Source organism: Rhizobium sp. 01N424 (assembly GCF_056399485.1).
The window spans coordinates 298020-316924 of sequence record NZ_JBFTRK010000002.1 but is presented as its reverse complement, the minus strand read 5'-3'; the positions used below and the strand labels follow the sequence as shown (position 1 = coordinate 316924).

26 protein-coding genes are annotated in these 18905 nt (G+C 62.0%); 15 read left to right on the top strand and 11 right to left on the bottom strand.

Translation table 11 applies throughout. The features are described 5' to 3' along the window. The first annotated feature begins 168 nt into the window (after nt 1–168). From AC1DNK_RS07270 to AC1DNK_RS07255, 4 genes are all read left to right on the top strand, one after another. Complete coding sequence (locus AC1DNK_RS07270) at nt 169–1392, top strand: MFS transporter (protein WP_477940218.1); 1224 nt, start codon at nt 169–171, stop codon at nt 1390–1392. Between the two features lie 89 nt (nt 1393–1481). Then, nucleotides 1482–1835, top strand: a complete 354-nt coding sequence (locus AC1DNK_RS07265) for a DUF1428 domain-containing protein (RefSeq protein WP_477940216.1) — start codon at nt 1482–1484, stop codon at nt 1833–1835. Between the two features lie 73 nt (nt 1836–1908). Further along, a complete protein-coding gene (locus AC1DNK_RS07260) occupies nt 1909–2331 on the top strand; it encodes a secondary thiamine-phosphate synthase enzyme YjbQ (RefSeq protein ID WP_477940215.1) in 423 nt (140 codons plus the stop codon). A 105-nt stretch (nt 2332–2436) separates the two neighbouring features. Continuing rightward, the gene (locus AC1DNK_RS07255; protein WP_112386907.1) at nt 2437–2742 is read left to right on the top strand and encodes a hypothetical protein; all 306 of its coding nucleotides are present in this window, start codon (nt 2437–2439) and stop codon (nt 2740–2742) included. Between the two features lie 450 nt (nt 2743–3192). Here AC1DNK_RS07255 and AC1DNK_RS07250 read toward each other — a convergent pair whose 3' ends face one another. Continuing rightward, entirely contained in the window at nt 3193–3453 is a 261-nt protein-coding gene (locus AC1DNK_RS07250) for a hypothetical protein (RefSeq protein WP_112386909.1), read from the bottom strand. A gap of 313 nt (nt 3454–3766) precedes the next feature. On the opposite strand from AC1DNK_RS07250, the gene AC1DNK_RS07245 reads away from it, so the two are divergent. Genes AC1DNK_RS07245 through AC1DNK_RS07235 form a run of 3 tightly spaced genes read left to right on the top strand, consistent with a single transcriptional unit; the run spans nt 3767 to nt 6009 of the window. Beyond that, nucleotides 3767–4936, top strand: coding sequence for a DUF2325 domain-containing protein (locus AC1DNK_RS07245; RefSeq protein WP_477940214.1), 1170 nt, complete (start codon nt 3767–3769; stop codon nt 4934–4936). After that, entirely contained in the window at nt 4933–5601 is a 669-nt protein-coding gene (locus tag AC1DNK_RS07240; RefSeq protein WP_477940213.1) for a GntR family transcriptional regulator, read from the top strand. Before AC1DNK_RS07245 ends, AC1DNK_RS07240 begins: the two co-directional genes overlap by 4 nt. A gap of 57 nt (nt 5602–5658) precedes the next feature. Further along, nucleotides 5659–6009, top strand: a complete 351-nt coding sequence (locus AC1DNK_RS07235; RefSeq protein WP_477940211.1) for a hypothetical protein — start codon at nt 5659–5661, stop codon at nt 6007–6009. A gap of 57 nt (nt 6010–6066) precedes the next feature. Here the strand turns inward: AC1DNK_RS07235 and AC1DNK_RS07230 are convergent, their stop codons facing one another. After that, nucleotides 6067–6477 carry an NUDIX hydrolase gene (locus AC1DNK_RS07230; protein WP_477940210.1) on the bottom strand — a complete coding sequence of 137 codons (411 nt, stop codon included), beginning with the start codon at nt 6475–6477 and terminating at the stop codon, nt 6067–6069. 110 nt (nt 6478–6587) lie between these two features. Between AC1DNK_RS07230 and AC1DNK_RS07225 the strand changes: the two genes are divergently transcribed. Further along, nucleotides 6588–6797 (top strand): TOBE domain-containing protein, encoded by a 210-nt coding sequence (locus AC1DNK_RS07225; protein WP_477940209.1) that lies wholly within the window; start codon nt 6588–6590, stop codon nt 6795–6797. 11 nt (nt 6798–6808) lie between these two features. On the opposite strand, the gene tsaA is transcribed toward AC1DNK_RS07225, so the two are convergent. From tsaA to AC1DNK_RS07205, 4 genes are read right to left on the bottom strand one after another with little or no spacing between them, the layout of a single operon-like run. Then, nucleotides 6809–7333 (bottom strand): tRNA (N6-threonylcarbamoyladenosine(37)-N6)-methyltransferase TrmO, encoded by a 525-nt coding sequence (gene tsaA / locus AC1DNK_RS07220; protein WP_112386915.1) that lies wholly within the window; start codon nt 7331–7333, stop codon nt 6809–6811. A 12-nt stretch (nt 7334–7345) separates the two neighbouring features. Next, nucleotides 7346–8128, bottom strand: a complete 783-nt coding sequence (locus AC1DNK_RS07215) for an ABC transporter ATP-binding protein (protein ID WP_477940206.1) — start codon at nt 8126–8128, stop codon at nt 7346–7348. Then, entirely contained in the window at nt 8125–9159 is a 1035-nt protein-coding gene (locus AC1DNK_RS07210; RefSeq protein WP_477940901.1) for a FecCD family ABC transporter permease, read from the bottom strand. Before AC1DNK_RS07210 ends, AC1DNK_RS07215 begins: the two co-directional genes overlap by 4 nt. Further along, on the bottom strand, nt 9159–10193 hold the full coding sequence (locus tag AC1DNK_RS07205) for an iron ABC transporter substrate-binding protein (RefSeq protein ID WP_477940204.1): 1035 nt from the start codon (nt 10191–10193) through the stop codon (nt 9159–9161). The genes AC1DNK_RS07210 and AC1DNK_RS07205 overlap by 1 nt, the downstream gene beginning before the upstream one ends. Nucleotides 10194–10344: 151 nt before the next feature. Between AC1DNK_RS07205 and AC1DNK_RS07200 the strand changes: the two genes are divergently transcribed. Then, nucleotides 10345–10833, top strand: a complete 489-nt coding sequence (locus AC1DNK_RS07200; protein WP_477940203.1) for a GAF domain-containing protein — start codon at nt 10345–10347, stop codon at nt 10831–10833. A 3-nt stretch (nt 10834–10836) separates the two neighbouring features. Here AC1DNK_RS07200 and AC1DNK_RS07195 read toward each other — a convergent pair whose 3' ends face one another. Then, nucleotides 10837–11169 (bottom strand): hypothetical protein, encoded by a 333-nt coding sequence (locus AC1DNK_RS07195; RefSeq protein WP_112386919.1) that lies wholly within the window; start codon nt 11167–11169, stop codon nt 10837–10839. A 40-nt stretch (nt 11170–11209) separates the two neighbouring features. Continuing rightward, nucleotides 11210–11461, bottom strand: a complete 252-nt coding sequence (locus AC1DNK_RS07190) for a DUF2188 domain-containing protein (protein ID WP_112386920.1) — start codon at nt 11459–11461, stop codon at nt 11210–11212. 205 nt (nt 11462–11666) lie between these two features. Here AC1DNK_RS07190 and AC1DNK_RS07185 point away from each other — a divergent pair, with 205 nt between their 5' ends. Continuing rightward, nucleotides 11667–11849, top strand: a complete 183-nt coding sequence (locus AC1DNK_RS07185) for a hypothetical protein (protein ID WP_310294529.1) — start codon at nt 11667–11669, stop codon at nt 11847–11849. 32 nt (nt 11850–11881) lie between these two features. On the opposite strand, the gene AC1DNK_RS07180 is transcribed toward AC1DNK_RS07185, so the two are convergent. Together AC1DNK_RS07180 and AC1DNK_RS07175 are read right to left on the bottom strand one after the other, a co-directional pair. Then, nucleotides 11882–12028 (bottom strand): hypothetical protein, encoded by a 147-nt coding sequence (locus AC1DNK_RS07180; RefSeq protein ID WP_477940201.1) that lies wholly within the window; start codon nt 12026–12028, stop codon nt 11882–11884. Nucleotides 12029–12124: 96 nt separating this feature from the next. Then, complete coding sequence (locus AC1DNK_RS07175; RefSeq protein ID WP_477940200.1) at nt 12125–12712, bottom strand: hypothetical protein; 588 nt, start codon at nt 12710–12712, stop codon at nt 12125–12127. Between the two features lie 176 nt (nt 12713–12888). Here AC1DNK_RS07175 and AC1DNK_RS07170 point away from each other — a divergent pair, with 176 nt between their 5' ends. Then, a complete protein-coding gene (locus tag AC1DNK_RS07170) occupies nt 12889–13134 on the top strand; it encodes a BON domain-containing protein (RefSeq protein ID WP_162702682.1) in 246 nt (81 codons plus the stop codon). A 3-nt stretch (nt 13135–13137) separates the two neighbouring features. Here the strand turns inward: AC1DNK_RS07170 and AC1DNK_RS07165 are convergent, their stop codons facing one another. Then, complete coding sequence (locus AC1DNK_RS07165) at nt 13138–13278, bottom strand: hypothetical protein (protein WP_477940199.1); 141 nt, start codon at nt 13276–13278, stop codon at nt 13138–13140. A gap of 195 nt (nt 13279–13473) precedes the next feature. Between AC1DNK_RS07165 and AC1DNK_RS07160 the strand changes: the two genes are divergently transcribed. The 4 genes from AC1DNK_RS07160 to AC1DNK_RS07145 all read left to right on the top strand — a co-directional run bounded on the left by AC1DNK_RS07160 (nt 13474) and on the right by AC1DNK_RS07145 (nt 18852). Beyond that, nucleotides 13474–13725, top strand: coding sequence for a DUF982 domain-containing protein (locus AC1DNK_RS07160; protein ID WP_162702681.1), 252 nt, complete (start codon nt 13474–13476; stop codon nt 13723–13725). 349 nt (nt 13726–14074) lie between these two features. Continuing rightward, nucleotides 14075–16018 carry a PrkA family serine protein kinase gene (locus tag AC1DNK_RS07155; protein WP_477940198.1) on the top strand — a complete coding sequence of 648 codons (1944 nt, stop codon included), beginning with the start codon at nt 14075–14077 and terminating at the stop codon, nt 16016–16018. Between the two features lie 18 nt (nt 16019–16036). Next, a complete protein-coding gene (locus tag AC1DNK_RS07150) occupies nt 16037–17311 on the top strand; it encodes a YeaH/YhbH family protein (protein ID WP_477940197.1) in 1275 nt (424 codons plus the stop codon). Beyond that, nucleotides 17308–18852: a SpoVR family protein gene (locus AC1DNK_RS07145; protein ID WP_442207821.1), complete on the top strand. Its 1545-nt coding sequence runs from the start codon at nt 17308–17310 to the stop codon at nt 18850–18852. The genes AC1DNK_RS07150 and AC1DNK_RS07145 overlap by 4 nt, the downstream gene beginning before the upstream one ends. The last annotated feature ends 53 nt before the right edge of the window (nt 18853–18905 follow it).

Here is an 18905-nt window from a genome sequence, read left to right as displayed (position 1 = left end):
TCTTTCAACGATTGCTTAAATGCTTTGTCGCGATCGGAACAATCGTCCCGAATCCCCAAATCGGTAGTGCACTTTCGCCGCAGTTGACATCGGGTTCATAGAGGCAGAACAGGGGCTTATAAAATTCCTATCAATGGCCCGTGGGTTCCGCCGGCCGGAAGTTTCCAAATGGATACATTTCACGCTCCCCGGGACAGCGTTCTCAAGCACCCCGGCTATCTCAATTTCGCCGCCTCGCGCGTCTTCTCGTCGCTTTCGTTCCAGTGTGCCGCAATCGCGATGGGCTGGATGATCTACGACAAGACGCATAGCGCCTTTGCGCTGGCGCTGGTCGGGCTTTGCCAGTTTCTGCCGATGGTGGTGCTGACCTTCGTCGTCGGCCATGTCGCAGACCGGTTCGACCGGCGGCGGATCGGGCTCATCTGCCAGCTGATCGAGGCGGTTACCGCCGCGGTCCTGGCGATCGCCACATGGCAGGACTGGCTGACGCCGGCGGGCATTCTCGTCGCGGTGACGATCATGGGCGCGACGGTCGCCTTCGAGCGGCCGACGATGGCGGCGCTGCTGCCGAATATCGTGCCATCTTCGATGTTGCAGCGGGCGGTGGCCACCTCGACCTCGATGATGCAGACGGCGCTGATCATCGGCCCGTCGCTCGGCGGTCTGCTCTATGGCGCGCATCCGGTGGCGCCGTTTGCGCTTTCGGCGGTGATGTTCACGGCCGCCAGCATCAACGTCATATCGATCCGCATGAGCTGGACGCCCTCGAAGCGCGAGCCGGTTACGCTGACCTCGGTGTTTGCCGGGGTGTCCTTCATCAAGAGCCGGCCGGTGATGCTGGGGACGATCTCGCTGGACCTGTTCGCGGTTCTGCTCGGCGGCGCCACGGCGCTGCTGCCGATGTTTGCCCGCGATATCCTGCATGCCGGTCCCTGGGGGCTTGGCCTCTTGCGTGCAGCACCTGCCATCGGCGCGCTTGCCATGTCGATCGTGCTGGCGCGGCGTCCGCTGAGCAGCAATGTCGGCAAGAAGATGTTCGCTGCCGTCGCCGTCTTCGGGCTGGCGACGATCGTGTTTGCGGTTTCGACCAATATCGCGCTGTCGGTGGTGGCCCTGCTGGTCGTCGGCGCGTCCGATACGGTCAGCGTCGTGGTGCGCAGTTCGCTGGTGCAGCTGCTGACGCCGGACGAGATGCGCGGGCGCGTCAACGCCGTCAACTCGCTGTTCATCGGCACCTCGAACCAGCTCGGCGAATTCGAATCCGGCATGCTGGCGGGCTTCATGGGGCCGGTCGCCGCAGGGATCATCGGCGGCGTCGGCACCATCGTGGTCGTGCTGCTCTGGACGCGGCTCTTCCCTGACCTTGCCAAGGTGAAGACGCTGCAGGGATAGCCGGTCCGCGATTTTCTTTTTCCGGTCTGTCGGTTTGACGGGGCGTCATTCGTCCTATGTCCATCGACAGACGAAAAGGAGGAAGAGACATGGCTTATGTGGATGGTTTCATCGTTCCCGTGCCGAAGGACAAGCTCGAGGCCTACAAGGAGTTCTCCGCCTATGCCGGAGCGATCTGGAAGGAATTCGGCGCCCTCGAATATGTCGAATGCGTCGGCGACGACGTGCCCTATGGCGAGGTGACGTCCTTCCCGCGGGCGGTGCATCTCAAGGACGACGAGATCGCCGTGTTTTCCTGGATCCTCTATCCGTCCCGCGAGGTGCGCGACGAGATCAACAAGAAGGTGATGGCCGATCCCAGGCTGGAAGGCGACAAGTGGCAGATGCCATTCGACGGCAAGCGGATGATCTATGGCGGCTTCAAGGAGCTGCTGCGCCTCTAGGCGGTCATCGCAGGCATTGACTTCGGGCATGCGGCGCGACAGGTGATTCGGACGCAAGAACGGAGCCTTTAGCATGCCAGTCACGTCGATCACGGTCGCAACGCGCGGCCAGGGCCTCTATGAATTCACCGGTGAGGCCGAGGCCTTCGTGCGGGCGCAGGACGGGGAAGAGGGGCTGCTGACCGTCTTCGTGCGGCATACGTCCTGCTCGCTGCTGATCCAGGAAAATGCCGATCCCGACGTGCGCACCGACCTGAAGGCCTTCTTCGCCCGCCTCGTGCCGCCGACATCGGATCCGTCGATGCGCTGGGTCGTCCACACGATGGAAGGGCCTGACGACATGCCGGCCCATATCAAGTCGGCACTGACGCAGGTGTCGATCGGCATCCCTGTCATCAACGGCCGGCTGGGGCTCGGGACATGGCAGGGGATCTATCTTTTCGAACACCGCGACCGGCCCCATCATCGCGAAATCCTGTTTCATTTCAGTAGCTGAACCGAAACTGAATGCGCAATTCGAACACCATTCAGAATTAGCTCTCTATTGTCGAATCATCCCCGCAAGGGAGCTTCGACCGCCACATGAAACGAGGAAAACCCCATGACCACCTTTATTGCCAAGGCTTCCTTTGCAGCATTGCTTGCCATCGCTTCTATTCCGTTCGGCACCACGGCGGCTTCCGCAGCCGGTGCTGACCGCGCCGCTGTCGTCGATGTGCAGTATCGTCCGCCGATGCGCGGTTGCTCGCCGATGGAAGCTGTGCGCAAGGCGCGCTGGAGCGGCCTGCGCGATGTGCGTATCACTGCCGTTACGCCGCGCCGCGTCGTCGTTACCGGCCGTGACCGCCGTGGCCTTGATAGAATGACCTTTGCGAACGTTCGCGGTTGCCCGCTGATCCGTCGCTAACAGTAGCAGGCGCCGGTCTCCCCGATGCGGCGCCACAGAACCGCCCTTTGCCAAAGTCTCCCCGGATCGCGGCAAGGGCGGTTTTTTATTGCCCAAGACGAAAAAAGCCTCGCACGAGCGAGGCTGAGTTCTAGGCCGCCTCGGGGAAAAGAAGAGGCGACGGGGAGTTATCTAGTACTCCGCGGTACGGTTGCAAAGGACACTTTTGTCTATTCCGGTACGCTTTTGCTTCATTGATTCTGATGCTGGTATCAAGAATGCTGATAGCCGCCGGAATTCAGGGCTTCACGCCCGGATGAACAGGGCTCCCACGAGTCCGAAGACTGCGATCGATTGCAGGATGAACATCGGCAGCTGGTCAGACATGGTTCCCTCCCGTGGGGCGATGCGGAGATGTTCTGGTTGTCTGGAGACCCGGGCTCCGCTTCGGCCGGGCCTCCTTGCTGATTTTTAGCGGCAGTGCCTGATCGTCTTGGTGACGGTGCGCTCGCCGTCATCGCGGGTGATGCTCTTGGTGACGCAGCGATCGCGATCCCGCTCGCGGTAGGCGCCGATTGCGACACCGCGGTCGCTGATCCTGATGTCCGGGCGGACTTCGCCGCGGTCTTCGGTATAGACGCGCTTCTTGACCACGACCGTCTCGGCCATGGCAGGAACGCTGAAACTCAATGCTGCCACTGCAGCCATCGTAGCACAAATCATCTTTCGCATTATCGAATACCTCCGTTTAGCGATGGAGAGGGAACGGCGGATGCAGCCAGAGGTTCCGGCCGCATCTGCGCGGCGCCGTCACCTTGCGGGACAGGCTGTTACGGAAATTTATGGTGGAGAGGACGAACAATTTCGGCCTTCGCGATGTGACGGAGCCGCCCGAAGCGCTTGTCCGTTCCATGCCCTTGGTGATAGCGTCATATTTCTTCGAATATAACGCTTCGAGTTCACGATGCCGCCTCTGGCCGATTACAACCGACCGCAGAAGAGCTTCTCCAGCGAACTGACTCTCCTTTCGGGAGGCGATCGCTTGGTGGGTGTTTCCGTAAAGATGCAGAGGCGGAAGACCTGGGAGATTTCTCCCACCTTCCATTGCTCAATCATCGGCACGTGCCTGACGGCCGGCGAATTGCGGCAGGTCATCGCCAAGCTCGGTGATATCGATGCGAAGACGGCGAGCGATCATGCGCTGCACAGCCGCGGCGTCCGCGCTGCCGGGCAGCGCGATCTGGCCGGCAAGCTTTTGAACAAGGCGCTCGACCGGCGCCATGAGGCTGTTCTGAAGCGCTTCGCGCGGCTCGGCACCGCAGCGGAGCTTCGAACGCTCTGGAATACCTGCCTGGAGGAGGGAGAAATTTCCGGCGCCTATTGGGCGGTGATCAGCCATCCGGCGGCCGATCATGGCTTGCTGCAGGATGTCTTCGGCGAGGTGCATATGCTCTCGCATCTCGTTGGCAGTTCCAGCCGCCTGGATATCGCCCGGCTACGCGCGCTGCAGACCGAGCTTGCCTTGAGAGACGAGAAGATTGCCCGGCAGGAAGCGCAGCTGCGCCGGTCTTCTGAGGAACGGAGTGCCTTGCAGCGCCGGGTCGACGCGTTTGAGGAGGTCGTGCTACGCGCCAAGGCCGTGAATGTGGCGGCGGAGCATGGTGATGGTGTCAATGCCGCGCTGATCGAGAAGCTTCAGGCGGCGCGTGAGCGGGCCGAGGCATTAGAGCGGCGGCTTGACGAGAGCGAAGCGCAGGCGCTGGCGGCCGGCAAACGCGCGGCGGCGCTGGTCCGAGAAAATCTGGCGCTGCTGCGTGAAAATGCCGGTCTTGAGCGAGCGCTGCTCGATGACGGGGATGCAGACGCGCCGTCTGCTGCTGCGCAATCCGGCACCACGCTTCTCTATGTCGGCGGGCGGCGGAACCTTTTCGAGCGGCTGCGGCTGCTTGCCGGGCAGGCGGGCATCGAGCTGCTGTTTCACGACGGCGGCGTCGAGGAAAGCACGTCGCTGCTTCCCGGGCTGATCGCGCAGACGTCGGTGACGCTGTTTCCGGTCGATTGCGTCAGCCATACCGCCGCCGGGATCGTCAAGCGGCACTGCCGGGACAGCGGCAAGCCGTTCATGCCGCTGCGCTCGGCCAGCCTTGCGAGCTTCATCACTGCCCTCGGCGACCTGGCCGCAACCGGGCCGCAAGGCGGGAGAGTGCCGGCATGAGCAATCTCGGGCTCAGCCTGCCGCGAAGCATCTCGCTTCGCGAGCAGGTGACGGATGCGCTCCGCAACTCGATCCTTTTCGGCACGTTGAAGCCCGGTCAGAAACTGATCGAGCGGCAGATCTGCGAAGAGATGGGCATCAGCCGCACCGTGTTGCGCGAGGCGCTACAGCATCTCGATGCCGAGGGGTTGCTGATCAATGCGCGGCGCGGGCGCTCGGTGATTGCGATCGAGATGCAGGAAGCGTGGGAGATAGAAGAGACGCGCGAGGCCCTGGAACGGCTGATCGGCGAGGGCTTTACCCGCAATGCCACGAAGGCGCAGGTCCTCGAACTTCACGCCATTCTCGCCGCTCTGGAAGCTGCCGCGGACGAGCGCGATGCGCTGATGAAGGAGAACGAGTTCTTTTCGCTGTTGGCGGCTGGATGCGGAAACAAGGTCGCAGCCGGCTTCTTCCGGCAGCTGAATGGACGCGTCATCATGCTGAGGCGGCTGTCCAGCAAGACTGGCGGAAAGCGCGGCGAGCGGCTTGCCGAGCTGCGGGCGATCACCGAGGCGATCGATGCCGGTGATGCAATCCGGGCAGGGGCGCTCTGCGCTGCGCGTGCCGCAGGCGGACGCGAGCGGGCGGGGCGCGGCAGGCAGGGCATTGCTGCCGTCTCCTAGCGGTAAAGTGGAACCTTTTGCCGCAGCTCTCCGTTTAGCGCGTACAGGAGGACACCCATGACAAATGATTTCAACAGACCAAACCCTGATTTGCGTACCACGCCGCCCGTGGCCGATCGCCGTTCGCCCTGGACGATGTGGATCGGTATTGCGGCCGTCATTGTAATTATTGCATTGGCCGCATCCTACTGGCCGCGTTCTGGCCCGGCTCCGGCAACGGCGCCTGCAGGCGAAACCAGCACCACGACGACACCGGCGGCTCCTGCTGCTCCGGCCACTCCGCCGGCAGCAACGAGCGAACCGGCTGCTCCGGAAACGCCACCGGCCGCTGCTCCGGCTCCTGCCGCACCAGCGCCAGCAACTCCGGCGCCCGCAGCACCGGCTCCGGCCGCCCCTTCGGCGCAGTAAATATCAGCGAATAGTCAAAGGCCCGGCCCCAGCGCCGGGCTTCTCTTTGCGCACTCTTCAGGTGCCTGCTAGCCGCTGACGCCAGAAAGGCAGGATGTGGTCCGCTGTGAGGGCCGCCATCGGGAGGTCTCCCGGTTGGTGCGGATCGATCCAACGGATCTCTTCGATCTCGGCGCGCGGCGCGATCGTTCCCGCGGGCTCGGCCAGCAGGAAGAGATCGGCGATAACGCGGTGATCCGGTTCGTTCGCCGCAAGCGCTTCGAACGTGCCGAGCGGTTCAAGTCGCTCGTCATGCGTTTGCAGGCCGATCTCTTCATCGAGCTCACGCACCAGCGCGGAAATCGCCGTTTCCCCGGCATCGATCTTGCCGCCCGGCTGCATGAAAACCGCGCTGCCCCGTTTGCGCACCAGCAGCACGTCGCCATTCTCGCGGGCAATCAGCGCCGCTGCGATCCGTATCACCTTCACGACTACCTTCCCCTCCATGATGCCACGCGCGATCCACTGGCTATTCGCACGGCTTTTGACATGAATGGTGCGGGCCGTCTAAGGTCTCGCCAAATCAAGGAGGACATTGGATGAAAATCAGCGCGCGCAACCGTCTGAAGGGCAAGGTTGTCGAAGTCACCAAGGGCGCGACGACGGCGCATGTCCGTATCGATATCGGCAGTGGTGCCATCGTCACCGCGTCGATTACCAACGAGGCCGTCGATGAGCTCGGGCTGAAGCCAGGCGCCGAAGCCTACGCCGTGGTCAAGGCTTCGGACGTCATGGTCGCCGTCGACTGACATTCGTCCGGTCACGCCTTCTGGCAGTGGGTTGCGGTGCCGGTATCGCCGGTCTCGTAGTCGCCCTTCTGCGGAGGGGCGATCGGCTTGAACAGCGTCCGGTCGGGCTTGAGGTCGAGCAGCGGCGTGCCGTCGAGGCAATCCATGCCGCGCACGAAGAGCATGCCGTCTTCGACCCGCTCCAGCTTGACGATCGAGGTCCCGATCGGATTGGGGCGGACGGGGGAGCGCAGCGAAAACGTGCCGTGGACCTTGCCGTTGCTGGCCGGGCTCTGCAGCACCAGATCCCGGCGTGAGCGGTCGAGCCAGTAGAGGATTTCCAGCCGTTCGAAGGCATCGACACCTTTCAGCGCGGCGATCCATGGCTCGAAGATCTCGATCCGGCAGAGCGGCCCGTCGTGCCTGCCCTGGCGCGGGGTTTCCATGCGCGACGTCCAGGGCGTGTGGACGCGGCCGATGAAGACCAGCCCGGCATCGCTTGCCTCCGGCGGTTCGATCGCCACCTCGTTTTCCCGTAATTCGTTTTCGCGGACCATAGTTCTTCCTTTCTAGGCGGGAAATTGATCGAGGCGCGGAGCGCAGATGCGGGCGCTGCCGTCGAGGGCGCCGACGACGACGTCGATATCGTAAAGCTCTTTCAGCGTCTCGGGTGTCAGCACGTCAGCCGGTGTTCCGAGCGCCGTCAGCGAACCGCCGTTCAAAAGCGCGACGCGATCGGCGGCGAGGAAGGCGTGATCCGGATTGTGGGTCGACAGGATGATCGAAAGGTTCTGGCGGGCAAGCCGGCGGATAAGGGCGAGAAGGCGCATCTGGTTCCCGTAGTCCAGGCTGGCGGAGGGCTCGTCCATGATCAGGATCTGCGGTTGTTGCGCCAGGGCGCGGGCAATCAGCACCAGCTGCCGCTCGCCGCCACTGATTTCGGTATAGGGCTTGGCCGCAAGCTGCGCCATACCGACGCTCTCCAGCGCATCCTGGGCGATGATGCGATCCTGCCTTGAAGGCATGGCGAAGGGAGCGATGCGGGCGGCGCGGCCCATCAGAACGACATCGAGCACAGCAAAGGGAAAGAGCGCGGCATGGGCTTGCGGCACATAAGCGATGCGGGCAGCGCGTTCCCGGCCTGACCAGCCGGAGAGCGGGCGGCCATCCAGCAGGATTTCGCCCGCCTTGACCGGGAGCAATCCAAGCATGGTCTTGAAGAGCGTTGTCTTTCCGGCGCCGTTCGGGCCGAGCAGGGCGAGCACTTCGCCCGATCTCAGCGCGAGGTCGATGTTGCTGCCGATCGCCCTGTTGCCATGGCCGAAGGTCAGCGATTTCAGCTCGTAACTCATTGCCAGCCCCGCTTTCCCGATGTCAGCAGCCAGAGGAAGAAGGGGGCGCCGACCACGGCCGTCAGGATGCCGAGCGGCACCTCGATGGTGGCGATGCTGCGGGCCAGCATGTCGACGATCAGCAGATAGGCGGCGCCGAGGATCATCGATGCGGGGAGGAGCCTGCGGAAGTCGGGCCCGGCAAGCATGCGGGCGATATGCGGGATGATCAGGCCGATCCAGCCGACGATACCGGTGATCGAGACGGTCGCCGCGGTGATCAGCGTGGCGCCGCAGACCAGCGCCAGCCGGGTTTTCTTGGTGTCGATGCCGAGTGTCTGCGCCTCCTCGTCGCCGAGCGTCATGACGTTCATTCGCCAGCGCAGGAGGATGAGTGGGACGAGGCCGATCAGCACGGCGGGCAGGATGGAGAGCACGTCGAAGCGGGTGACGGCGGTCATGCTGCCGAGCAGCCAATAGGTGATGGCGGGGAGCTGGTCATAGGGGTCGGCGAGGATCTTGATCAGCGAGATGCCGGCACCGACCAGCGCCTGGGTGGCGATGCCAGCCAGAACCAGCGTCAGCGCCGGATCGCGTTGGCGCACGGCAGCGCCGACTGTATAGACGGCGGCGACGGCGAGCAGGCCGCCCGCAAAGGCGAGCGCCTGGATGGCGAGCACCGGCAGCGACAGAAAGATGCCGAGCACCGCGCCAAGACTGGCGCCGACGGAGACACCCAAAATATCGGGTGAGACAAGCGGATTGCGGAAGATGCCCTGATAGGTGGCGCCGGCCGCTGCCAGCGCCGCGCCGACTACGATTGCTGCGGCAACGCGGGGCAGGCGGACGTTCCAGAGGACGGTTGCAAGCAGGGGATCGCCGGCCTTTCCACCGGCCAGCGCTGTCAACGCCTCGATCAGGGGCCGTGGCCCGCCGCCATATTTTCCGGTCATCATCGACAGCAGGGCGAGCAGCAGCAGACCGGCAAGTCCGGGCCAGAGCCATCGATTGCCGGGTGGCGCGGCTCCCTCGCTCTGATCCCGCGCGGCCATCATTGCGGCGAAACGCCGGAGCCCTTCAGCAGCGTTGCGAGCTGATCCTCGGTCAGGTCGACCTGATAGAAGAGCTTGAAGAAATCACGGACCTCGGCTTTGAGATCGCCGGTGAAGACTGTCGGGTAGAAGAGGCGCTCCAGCCAGGCGATGCCGATCAGCCGGTTGATGCCCGGCGGGGAATCGAACCAGCCGAAGGGCAGGCTGGGCGTGACGAAGACGCGGCCGTTCTTGACGGCATCGAGGCCGGCCCAGAGCGGATCGGTCTTGACGCTGGCCGCGAATTTTCCGGAGGCGGCGAGCATGGTGTCCGGCTTCCAGGAGAGGATCTGTTCGAGCGAAACCTGCGTCAGTCCGCCCTTGCCGGCAGCCGCCGCGACATTGGCCGCGCCGGCGGCTTCGAGAATCTCCAGATTGATCGAGCCCGCCAGGCCGGTTTCCAGACCTTCGGGGCCACGGCCGTAATAGACGCGCGGCCGGTCGCTCTGTGGAATGGCGGCCAGCCTGGCGTTCAGCCCGCCGATTGCCGTCGATGCGTAGTTGGCAAGCTTGGCGGCGCGTTCGGTGACGCCGAGGATCTCGCCGGTCTGGCGCAGCGTTTCGGCGCTTCGGGCAAAACTGCCATCGACGAGCACATAGGGGATGCCGGTCTGGGCCTGCACCTTGTCGGCGAGCGACGCATAGGTGGGATTGACGGTGCCGACATCGATGATGATATCGGGCTTGGCGGCGAGCACCGCTTCCATATTGGCGGTTCCGCCCTTACCGGTCAGCTGGCCGAAAACGGGCAGATCCCGGACCGACGGCAGCAGGAAGGCCTTTTCGGCATCACCCGGCTGGCGCACCCAGCCCGTCAGCTTATCCGGCGCCAGGACGTAGATCAGAACCGACGCCGGAGGGCCGGCGGCCAGCACGCGGCTGACCTTGTCCGGGATCTCGACCTTGCGGCCGGCCGCATCGGTGATGACGCGGGCCTCGGCGCCTGCGGAAAGAAGACTGAAGGCAGCGACGAGAAGGGCGGTAAAAAGCTTCATGGGAAGGGCTGGCTCGTTGGATCGGAGCCGCACTATGGCATAGCGTTATATCTGTTGGAATATCTCCGCGATGCCTGACCTTTGCTTCCTTGCCCTTGAAGCCGGGTGGTGGGCGGGACTATATCTGCGGCAACGAAAAGGCGGGTTTCCCATGTTCCAGGCAGCGACGATCGACACCACCAGCAAGGCGGAATTCTACCGCGAGCTTGCGCAGCAGCTCGAGGCGCTGCTGTCGGGAGAGAGCGACATGATCGCCAATGCCGCCAACACATCAGCGCTGATGTACCAGATGATGCCGGAGCTGAACTGGGCAGGCTTCTATCTTCTGAAGCAGGAAGACGAGCTGGTGCTTGGTCCCTTCCAGGGCAAGCCTGCCTGCGTGCGCATCCCGGTTGGCAAAGGTGTCTGCGGCGCAGCCGTCGAGCGCAAGGCTTCAGTGGTCGTCGAGGACGTGCATGCGTTTCCGGGGCATATCGCCTGCGATGCCGCGTCGCGCTCGGAGCTGGTGGTGCCTGTGATCCATGAGGGACGCGTGCTTGGCGTCATCGATCTCGACAGCCCGGTGCCATCGCGCTTCGATTCCGAAGATCAGGCCGGAATCGAAAAGCTCGCGGAAATTTTCATCGCCGCGAGCTTCTGATTGTCACATCCGCCGCTGGCGGCTGAGAGAGGAGCCGGTACCCGGTCTGGCGCCGTCAGGCGCACGAAGGCCGCGGTGCTTGCTGGTAAACACCCATTCCACATTGCCCGGCTCAAAGGGGCGGCGCGGGTTGCGCAGCGCCAACTGGCGCTCGGCCAGACGCCGGGGGAGGCTGTCCATCATGTCGTTGATGAAGGCATCCGGGGATTCACGCCAGCGCGGCGCGACAGCCACGTCGATGCCGCCATAGCGCGAGAAGTCCGGGTGCTTCGAGGAGTAGCAGGCGCCGATCATCCACGCGTGCTGCGATTTCAAGAAACGTTCTTTCAGGGTCATTCCGTCGTCTTTTTCGGCCGAAGCCTTTTATTGATCTGCATTATGTGTCCGGCGCATCGTCGACGACATCAGCCTGCGGGCGGTCACCACCGCTCACACGCTCTGTTGCCCACGTGCCATCCGCACGCTGAAAGGTAATCTCCGCATCCTGACCGCCAAGCTGTTGCCGCTCTGCGGCTTGCTTTGCCGCGGCCAATGCGAGTTCGTGAGTTGGAAAGGCTTCTGACCAGACATCGCCCAAGCGGTAAGCCCAAGCCTCGTCATGTTCGCCGACGTGGTAGGTAATCGACATCGGTTTTTCCTTCAAGCGTTTAATGTTGATTTTTTCGGGGCAGCTGCCATGCACAGGGATCAACGCTTGGCGGTGCTGCCGGTTCCTGAGGACGAGGCATGCGTGGGGCTGGATAAGCGGTGAGGGCCGTCTTGCACGGTGATGGAACGCTTCGTAGGCTGAGAGCGTTGAAAGATTCGCATCAACATATTTCGACAGGACATTTATGCGCGCTCAATCGAAGCCGTTCATCGTAGAAGTCAAATCGTCCCGCCGCGTCGATCGCAGCAAGGAAAAGTCGATCTGGGGTAACATCGATCTGTCGGCGATTGCCGGCGAGGTCACCAATAACGGCCATGTTCCGGCCGAAGATGCTGACGCCACCGCTGATCGCGTCAGCGCTCAATAGTTTTTCTCTGTCTATCGCCGGCACGTAGCAGGCTATTTCTTGTCCGACGGCTTCTTGCCGGTATGGCCGGGTGCTATCGGATCGCTGGCCGGGAAGGTTTCTTCCAGGGCTTCTTCCAGATAGTCGTCCTGTTCCTTGTCGGTCTTCTGCTCTTTGCCGGATTTCTTCTTGTCGCTCATGCCGAACTCCCGGTTTCCAATGCGGGTGAAATAGCGCGTCTCGTTTTACTGCCAAGCAGGGGAGGCCGGCATTCGGCGGCCTCCCTTGTCTTCAGGTCAGTGGTCGCGGCGATAGCCTGGCGCCATCTGGTCGAAATGATAGGCGCGCACCCGCGGCGAGCTGTGATCGGGATCGCGGCTGCCGACCGGGCTTTCCTCCGGCATGGCCTGCTCTGACGTGGAAAGATCGTCGGCAGCGCGGCCGCTATTGGCGCTGCCGGCAAAGCCGCTGTTGCGGGCCTCCCAACCGTCGCTGCGCCACATGTCTGCACGTTCGTCCATGTCGATGCTGCCTTCGTCATCGAGAATGTCGTGGGCGGTGTCATAAAGCGCATCGCCGACACTGACCGAGATCAGGAAGCCGCCGCGACGCAGGCCCTCGGCATAGGTTTCGCGATCGTCAACCGGGAAGAACCAGTCTTCGAGCGCTGCCCAGAAGCCCGAGCGTTCGCCGGCTCTGGCGGCGGCTTCCGGGTCCGCTTCGTAGCCAGGCATAAAGCGGATGCTTTCATCGGCGACGCCTGCATCCTTCAGCCGCGCGACGGCGCGGTCTGCATCGGCACGGCTGTCGAAAAAGGCCGTCAGCGTGTTATAGGCGGAACCCAGCGTGCCAGCCGGGGCATTGTCATTGTAGAGATTTGCCATTGCCGTTTTCCTCCGGTTACCCGGTCCCGCGCGCCATGCGTGGCATCCGGGTGTTCCTTTCCGGCTAACGGTGCGGGTTCGGCTTTGTTCCCGGCTGCCATCTTCTGCACAAAGATGAATGCTAGATGAACGGAATGCGCCGTTGTGCGTTTCACCATCACAGGAGGAACACGACGATGTTCAGCTCATTCATTCAATCAAGCCGGCTTGTCGGCGCCACGCTCGCCGGAGCGGCCGAGAGTGTCTCTTCTGCAATCGCTTATGGCGTTGGTATGGAAGATGCCCATATCGAAGTCGTTGAAGAGGCCGGCACGATCTTTCTCGAAGGGACGGCACCAAGCACGTCGGTGATCGAAAAAGCCGGCGAAATCGCCCGATCGATCGTCGGCGCGCATGTCTGCAACCTTGTCAGAACGCTCTGAGGTTCAATGCACCGGGAACGCCGCGGGAATGCTTCCCGTGGTCACCGGGTCGCCGAGGTTGCGCCCGAAGGGGTTGAGTACGACCAGCCCCGCCATGATGATGGCCAAAACGGATATGCGGAACACCGGCGACTTTAGCAACATCTGACTATTCCCCGTTCAAGCAAAAACACATGCGGAAGCGTAAAGTTCCCGCTCAGCGCGAACCTCCGGCGATTTTCCGGTGTGCCATGGCGCGACACCATAGAGGCGATCGGCAAACGAAGCGTAAACCACACATGCCAGCCGGTGAAAACCAAATGCGCGCCTGCGCCGTTAACCATGCAGGAGGTGTTCACGATGGACAAGAACTATTGGGAAAATCCGGTCGCTCTTCGCCTTCCGCATCTCGGCCTTCGCACGGTCGAGAATACCTATGACGCGGCGGCCTATCTGATGGAGGAGTGGCCAGTCGATCACGGCGAGGCCTATGACCGGGCAATCAGAATGTGCCTGCTGTCGATTCGTGGAAAGAAGCAGCCCGCCACCGCGCGGCGCGCATTCATCGATGCGGCAAACGAGGCACATATCCACATAAACGTAGCGGCCTAAGCCTTCCGGTGATTGTGCGGCGCAAAAATAACCGAGTGCATTGCGAAAAACCTGCGCGGCAGAGTCGGTAATACGCCAAAAGAATCAGTGGCGAAATAACACACCTTTTTGACGGATATGTCATGTCCCCAAATTTTCCGATACCGCTCGACGGCGTAATTCGCTAATATAGCAGATAGTTTGGTACGACCCTCGACTTCGGTGAATGCACGTAAACGTGCATTGAAATGGTTGACCGTCAGGTGTCCTATCAATTCACGAAACATATTGATTCCCAATGGGATGCAAGATCACGTGTGACGTGATCGGGCACTCCGGAGGCTGTGGCACAACCCGCAATGGAGGCCCCATGCTGAATGAATCGTTGTTCGATGCGTTTGCGAGGAGTTACGAAGCGCGACGCGAAACGGATATGTCGATCGCCGACTATCTGACCCTCTGCAAGAAAGATCCGATGGCCTATGCCAACGCCACCGAGCGGCTGCTCGCGGCGATCGGCGAACCTGAGATGGTCGACAGTTCGAAGGATGCCCGCCTCGGGCGGATCTTCATGAACCGCACCATCCGAACCTATCCTGCCTTCACTGGTTTCTACGGCATGGAAGAGACGATCGAGCGGATCGTGTCCTTCTTCCGACATGCCGCCCAAGGTCTCGAAGAACGCAAGCAGATCCTCTATCTGCTCGGCCCGGTCGGCGGCGGCAAGTCGTCGCTCGCAGAGCGGCTGAAGCAGCTGATGGAAGTGCATCCGATCTATGTGCTGAAAGCCGGCGACGATGTCAGCCCGGTCTTCGAAAGCCCGCTCAACCTCTTCGATCCCGCGATCATGGGGCCGATGCTGCTGGAGCAGTACAACATCCCGACGCGGCGGCTGACCGGGCTGATGAGCCCGTGGTGCCTGAAGCGCCTCGATGAATTCGGCGGCGATATCTCCAAGTTCCGGGTGGTCCGGATGCAGCCGTCGCGGCTTCGCCAGATCGGCATCGCCAAGACGGAGCCGGGCGACGAGAACAACCAGGACATCTCCTCGCTGGTCGGCAAGGTCGATATCCGCAAGCTCGAGCACTATTCGCAGAACGACCCCGATGCCTACGCCTATTCCGGCGGCCTCAACCGGGCCAACCAGGGCATTCTCGAATTCGTCGAGATGTTCAAGGCGCCGATCAAGATGCTGCATCCGCTGCTGACGGCGACTCAGGAGGGCAACTATATCGGCACCGAGAATATCGGCGCGGTTCCGTTCTCCGGCGTCATTCTTGCCCATTCCAACGAAGCGGAATGGCAGACCTTCAAGGCGAACAAGAACAACGAGGCCTTCATCGACCGCATTTGCGTCATCAAGGTTCCCTATTGTTTGCGGGTGACCGAAGAAGAGAAGATCTACGACAAGCTCATCGAGGGATCCGAATTGGCTGATGCGCCCTGCGCACCCGGCACGCTCGAAATGCTGGCCCGCTTCTCGGTCCTGTCGCGGCTGCGCAAGCATGAAAACTCGACCTACTTCTCGAAGATGCGGGCCTATGACGGCGAGAGCCTGAAGGAGACCGATCCGCGGGCCAGAAGCGTCCAGGAATACAAGGATGCGGCCGGTGTCGATGAGGGCATGGATGGGGTCTCGACCCGCTTCGCCTTCAAGATCCTCGCCTCGACCTTCAACCATCATACGAGCGAGGTCGGCGCCGATCCCGTGCATCTGATGTATGTGCTGGAACAGGCGATCCGCAGGGAGCAGTTCGCTGACGATACCGAGAAACGCTATATGGAGTTCATCAAGGCCGATCTTGCGCCGCGCTATGCGGAGTTCATCGGCAACGAGATCCAGAAAGCCTATCTAGAATCCTATTCCGACTACGGACAGAACCTTTTCGACCGATACGTCGATTATGCCGATGCCTGGATAGAGGATGTCGATTTCAAGGATCCCGACACCGGCCAGCTGCTCGACCGCGAGCTCCTGAACCAGGAGCTGACAAAGATCGAAAAGCCTGCCGGCATCGCCAATCCGAAGGACTTCCGCAACGAGATCGTCAAGTTCTGCTTGCGGTCGCGGGCGAACAACACAGGCAAGAACCCATCCTGGACGAGCTATGAGAAAATCCGGGAAGTGATCGAGAAACGCATGTTCTCGCAAGTCGAGGATCTGCTGCCGGTCATCTCCTTCGGCTCGAAGAAGGATAGCGATAGCGAGAAGAAGCATAGCGAATTCGTGTCCCGGATGACGGAGCGCGGATATACCGAGCGGCAGGTGCGCCGCCTGGTGGAGTGGTACATGCGCGTCAAACAGGCGGGTTAATGTAAAACTGGAGCCAACATGCACATCGTCGACCGCCGGCTGAATCCGCGCGGTAAAAGTCTGGAAAATCGTCAACGGTTCCTGCGGCGTGCCAAGAGCGCCGTGCAGCAAGCGGTAAAACGCTCGCTGCAGAACCGGAGCATCCGTGATGTGCTCGATGGCGGCGAGATCAGCCTGCCCATCGACGGGATGACCGAGCCGAGCTTCCGGCGCGGCGAGGGCGGCATCAGCGATCAGGTGCTGCCCGGCAACAGAGCCTTCGTCGAAGGCGACATCATCCCGCGGCCGCCCGGCCGCGGCGGCGGAAAGCCGAAGGAAGCGGGCGATGGCGAAGCGGAAGACAGTTTCCGTTTCGTGCTGACCCGCGAGGAGTTCCTCGACGTCTTCCTCGATGATCTCGAGCTTCCGGATCTCGCCAAGCGCCGTCTCAGCGAGACCGAGGAATACAGCCCGGCGCGGGCGGGGTTCTCCGTCTCGGGCTCTCCATCAAACATCGCTGTCGGGCGCACCACGCGGCTTGCCATGATGCGGCGCATCGCGCTCAAGCGTCCGCGCACCGACGAGATCGAGGCGCTGAAGCGGGAGATCGAGGAGACCGACGACGAGGAGAAGAAGATCGCGCTGACGGCCGAGCTGAAGTCGCTCACCGAAAAGAGTAAGCGTATTCCCTATATCGATCCGCTCGACGTGCGCTACCGCCGCTTCGAGGACGAGCCGAAGCCGGTCGCGAAAGCCGTGATGTTCTGCCTGATGGATGTGTCAGGTTCGATGTCGGAGCATATGAAGGATCTCGCCAAGCGCTTCTATCTGCTGCTCTATCTGTTCCTGTCGCAGCGCTACAAGAAGGTGGAGATCGTCTTCATCCGCCACACGGATCGTGCCGAAGAGGTGGACGAACAGACGTTCTTCTACGGTCCGGCGACCGGCGGCACGCTGGTTTCGAGCGCGCTGGCCTGCATGCGCCAGATCATTGCCGCCCGCTTCGATCCGGCCGAATGGAACATCTATGCCGCCCAGGCGTCCGACGGCGACAATTCCTATTCGGACGGCTCGACGACCGGCCAGCTGCTGCGCCACGAAATTCTGCCGCTCTGCCAGTACTTCGCCTATATCGAGGTCGATGAGGAAAGCGGCGACTCCTCCGTGTCGCGCTCGCCCCTCTGGCAGCTTTACGACAGCATCCGCGCCGAGGCGCTGCCGCTGTCGATGCGCAAGGTCTGCCGGAAGAACGAGATCTTCCCCGTCTTCCACGATCTCTTCCAGAAACGCGAGGGCGAAAGGGTGGCGCCATGACGGCTGCGGTGAAGGAAAGGCTGCTTTTCGACGGATCGGACTGGGACTTCCCGACGCTGCAACGCATTCATGATGCCTGCGAGGAGATCGCGCTCAAGGAGCTCGGCCTCGACGTCTATCCCAACCAAATCGAGGTGATCACCTCGGAACAGATGCTGGACGCCTATTCCTCGACCGGCATGCCGCTCTTCTACCGCCACTGGTCGTTCGGCAAGCATTTTGCCCATCACGAGGCTTTCTACCGGCGCGGCATGCGGGATCTCGCCTATGAGATCGTCATCAATTCGTCTCCCTGCATCTCCTACCTGATGGAGGAGAACACGGCGACGATGCAGACGCTGGTCATCGCCCATGCCGCCTTCGGCCATAACCACTTCTTCAAGAACAACTATCTCTTCAAGCTCTGGACCGATGCCGAGGGCATTCTCGACTATCTCGACTTCGCCAAGGGCTATATCGCCCGCTGCGAGGAGCGCTATGGCGAGATCGCCGTCGAGCGGACGCTGGATGCGGCGCATGCGCTGATGTCGCACGGTGTCCACCGCCATGCCGGCAAGGTGAAGCTCAACCTGCGCGAGGAGCAAAAGCGCGAGGAAGAGCGCCGGCGCCACGAAGAGCAGATCTTCAACGATCTCTGGCGCACGGTACCTGCAGGCAAGACGGCAACGGCTGCCAATGTCGATTTGGAGCGCCGGCGGGCAGCGCTTGGCCTGCCGCAGGACAATCTCCTCTATTTCCTCGAAAAATCAGCCCCTCGGCTAAAACCCTGGCAGCGCGAGATCCTGCGCATCGTCCGCCACGTGGCGCAATATTTCCATCCGCAGCGCCAGACCAAGGTGATGAACGAGGGAACTGCCACCTATGTGCACTACCGGATCATGAACCGGCTGCACGAGAAGGGGCAGCTGTCGGACGGAAATTATCTCGAGTTCCTGAAATCCCACGCCAACGTGGTGTTCCAGCCGACCTATGACGACCGCCGCTTCTCGGGCTTCAACCCCTATGCACTCGGCTTTGCGATGATGCAGGACATCGAGCGGATCGTCACCAACCCGACAGAGGAGGATCGCGCCTGGTTCCCCGATATTGCCGGGCGCGGTGATGTCATGGGCGTGCTGCGCGGCATCTGGGCCGATTACCGCGACGAGAGCTTCGTCAGCCAGTTCCTCAGCCCCAATCTCATCCGCCAGCTCAGGCTCTTCCACCTCTATGACGATCCGGAGCAGGAGGAGGGGATCCTGGTCTCGGCGATCCACGACGAACGCGGTTACCGCCGCATCCGCCGCCAGCTCTCCCGCGAATATGATATCGGCTGGACGGATCCGGGCATCGAGATCGTCGATGTCGATCTGGCCGGCGACCGGCGCCTGCTGGTCCAGCACAAGGTCACCAACGATTGGATGCTGCAGGAAAACGACACCAAGCTCGTCCTCCAGCACCTCGCCGATCTCTGGGGCTACGACGTTCTTTTGCAGGAGATCGACGGCAGCGACGCTGTCGTCGCCGAGCACCATGCAAGCCCGCGCGGCAAGCTGTTCTAGGGCCGCATTGCGATCACGTTCTCGTGATCTTGCCGCGCGCTTGCCACCTGCGG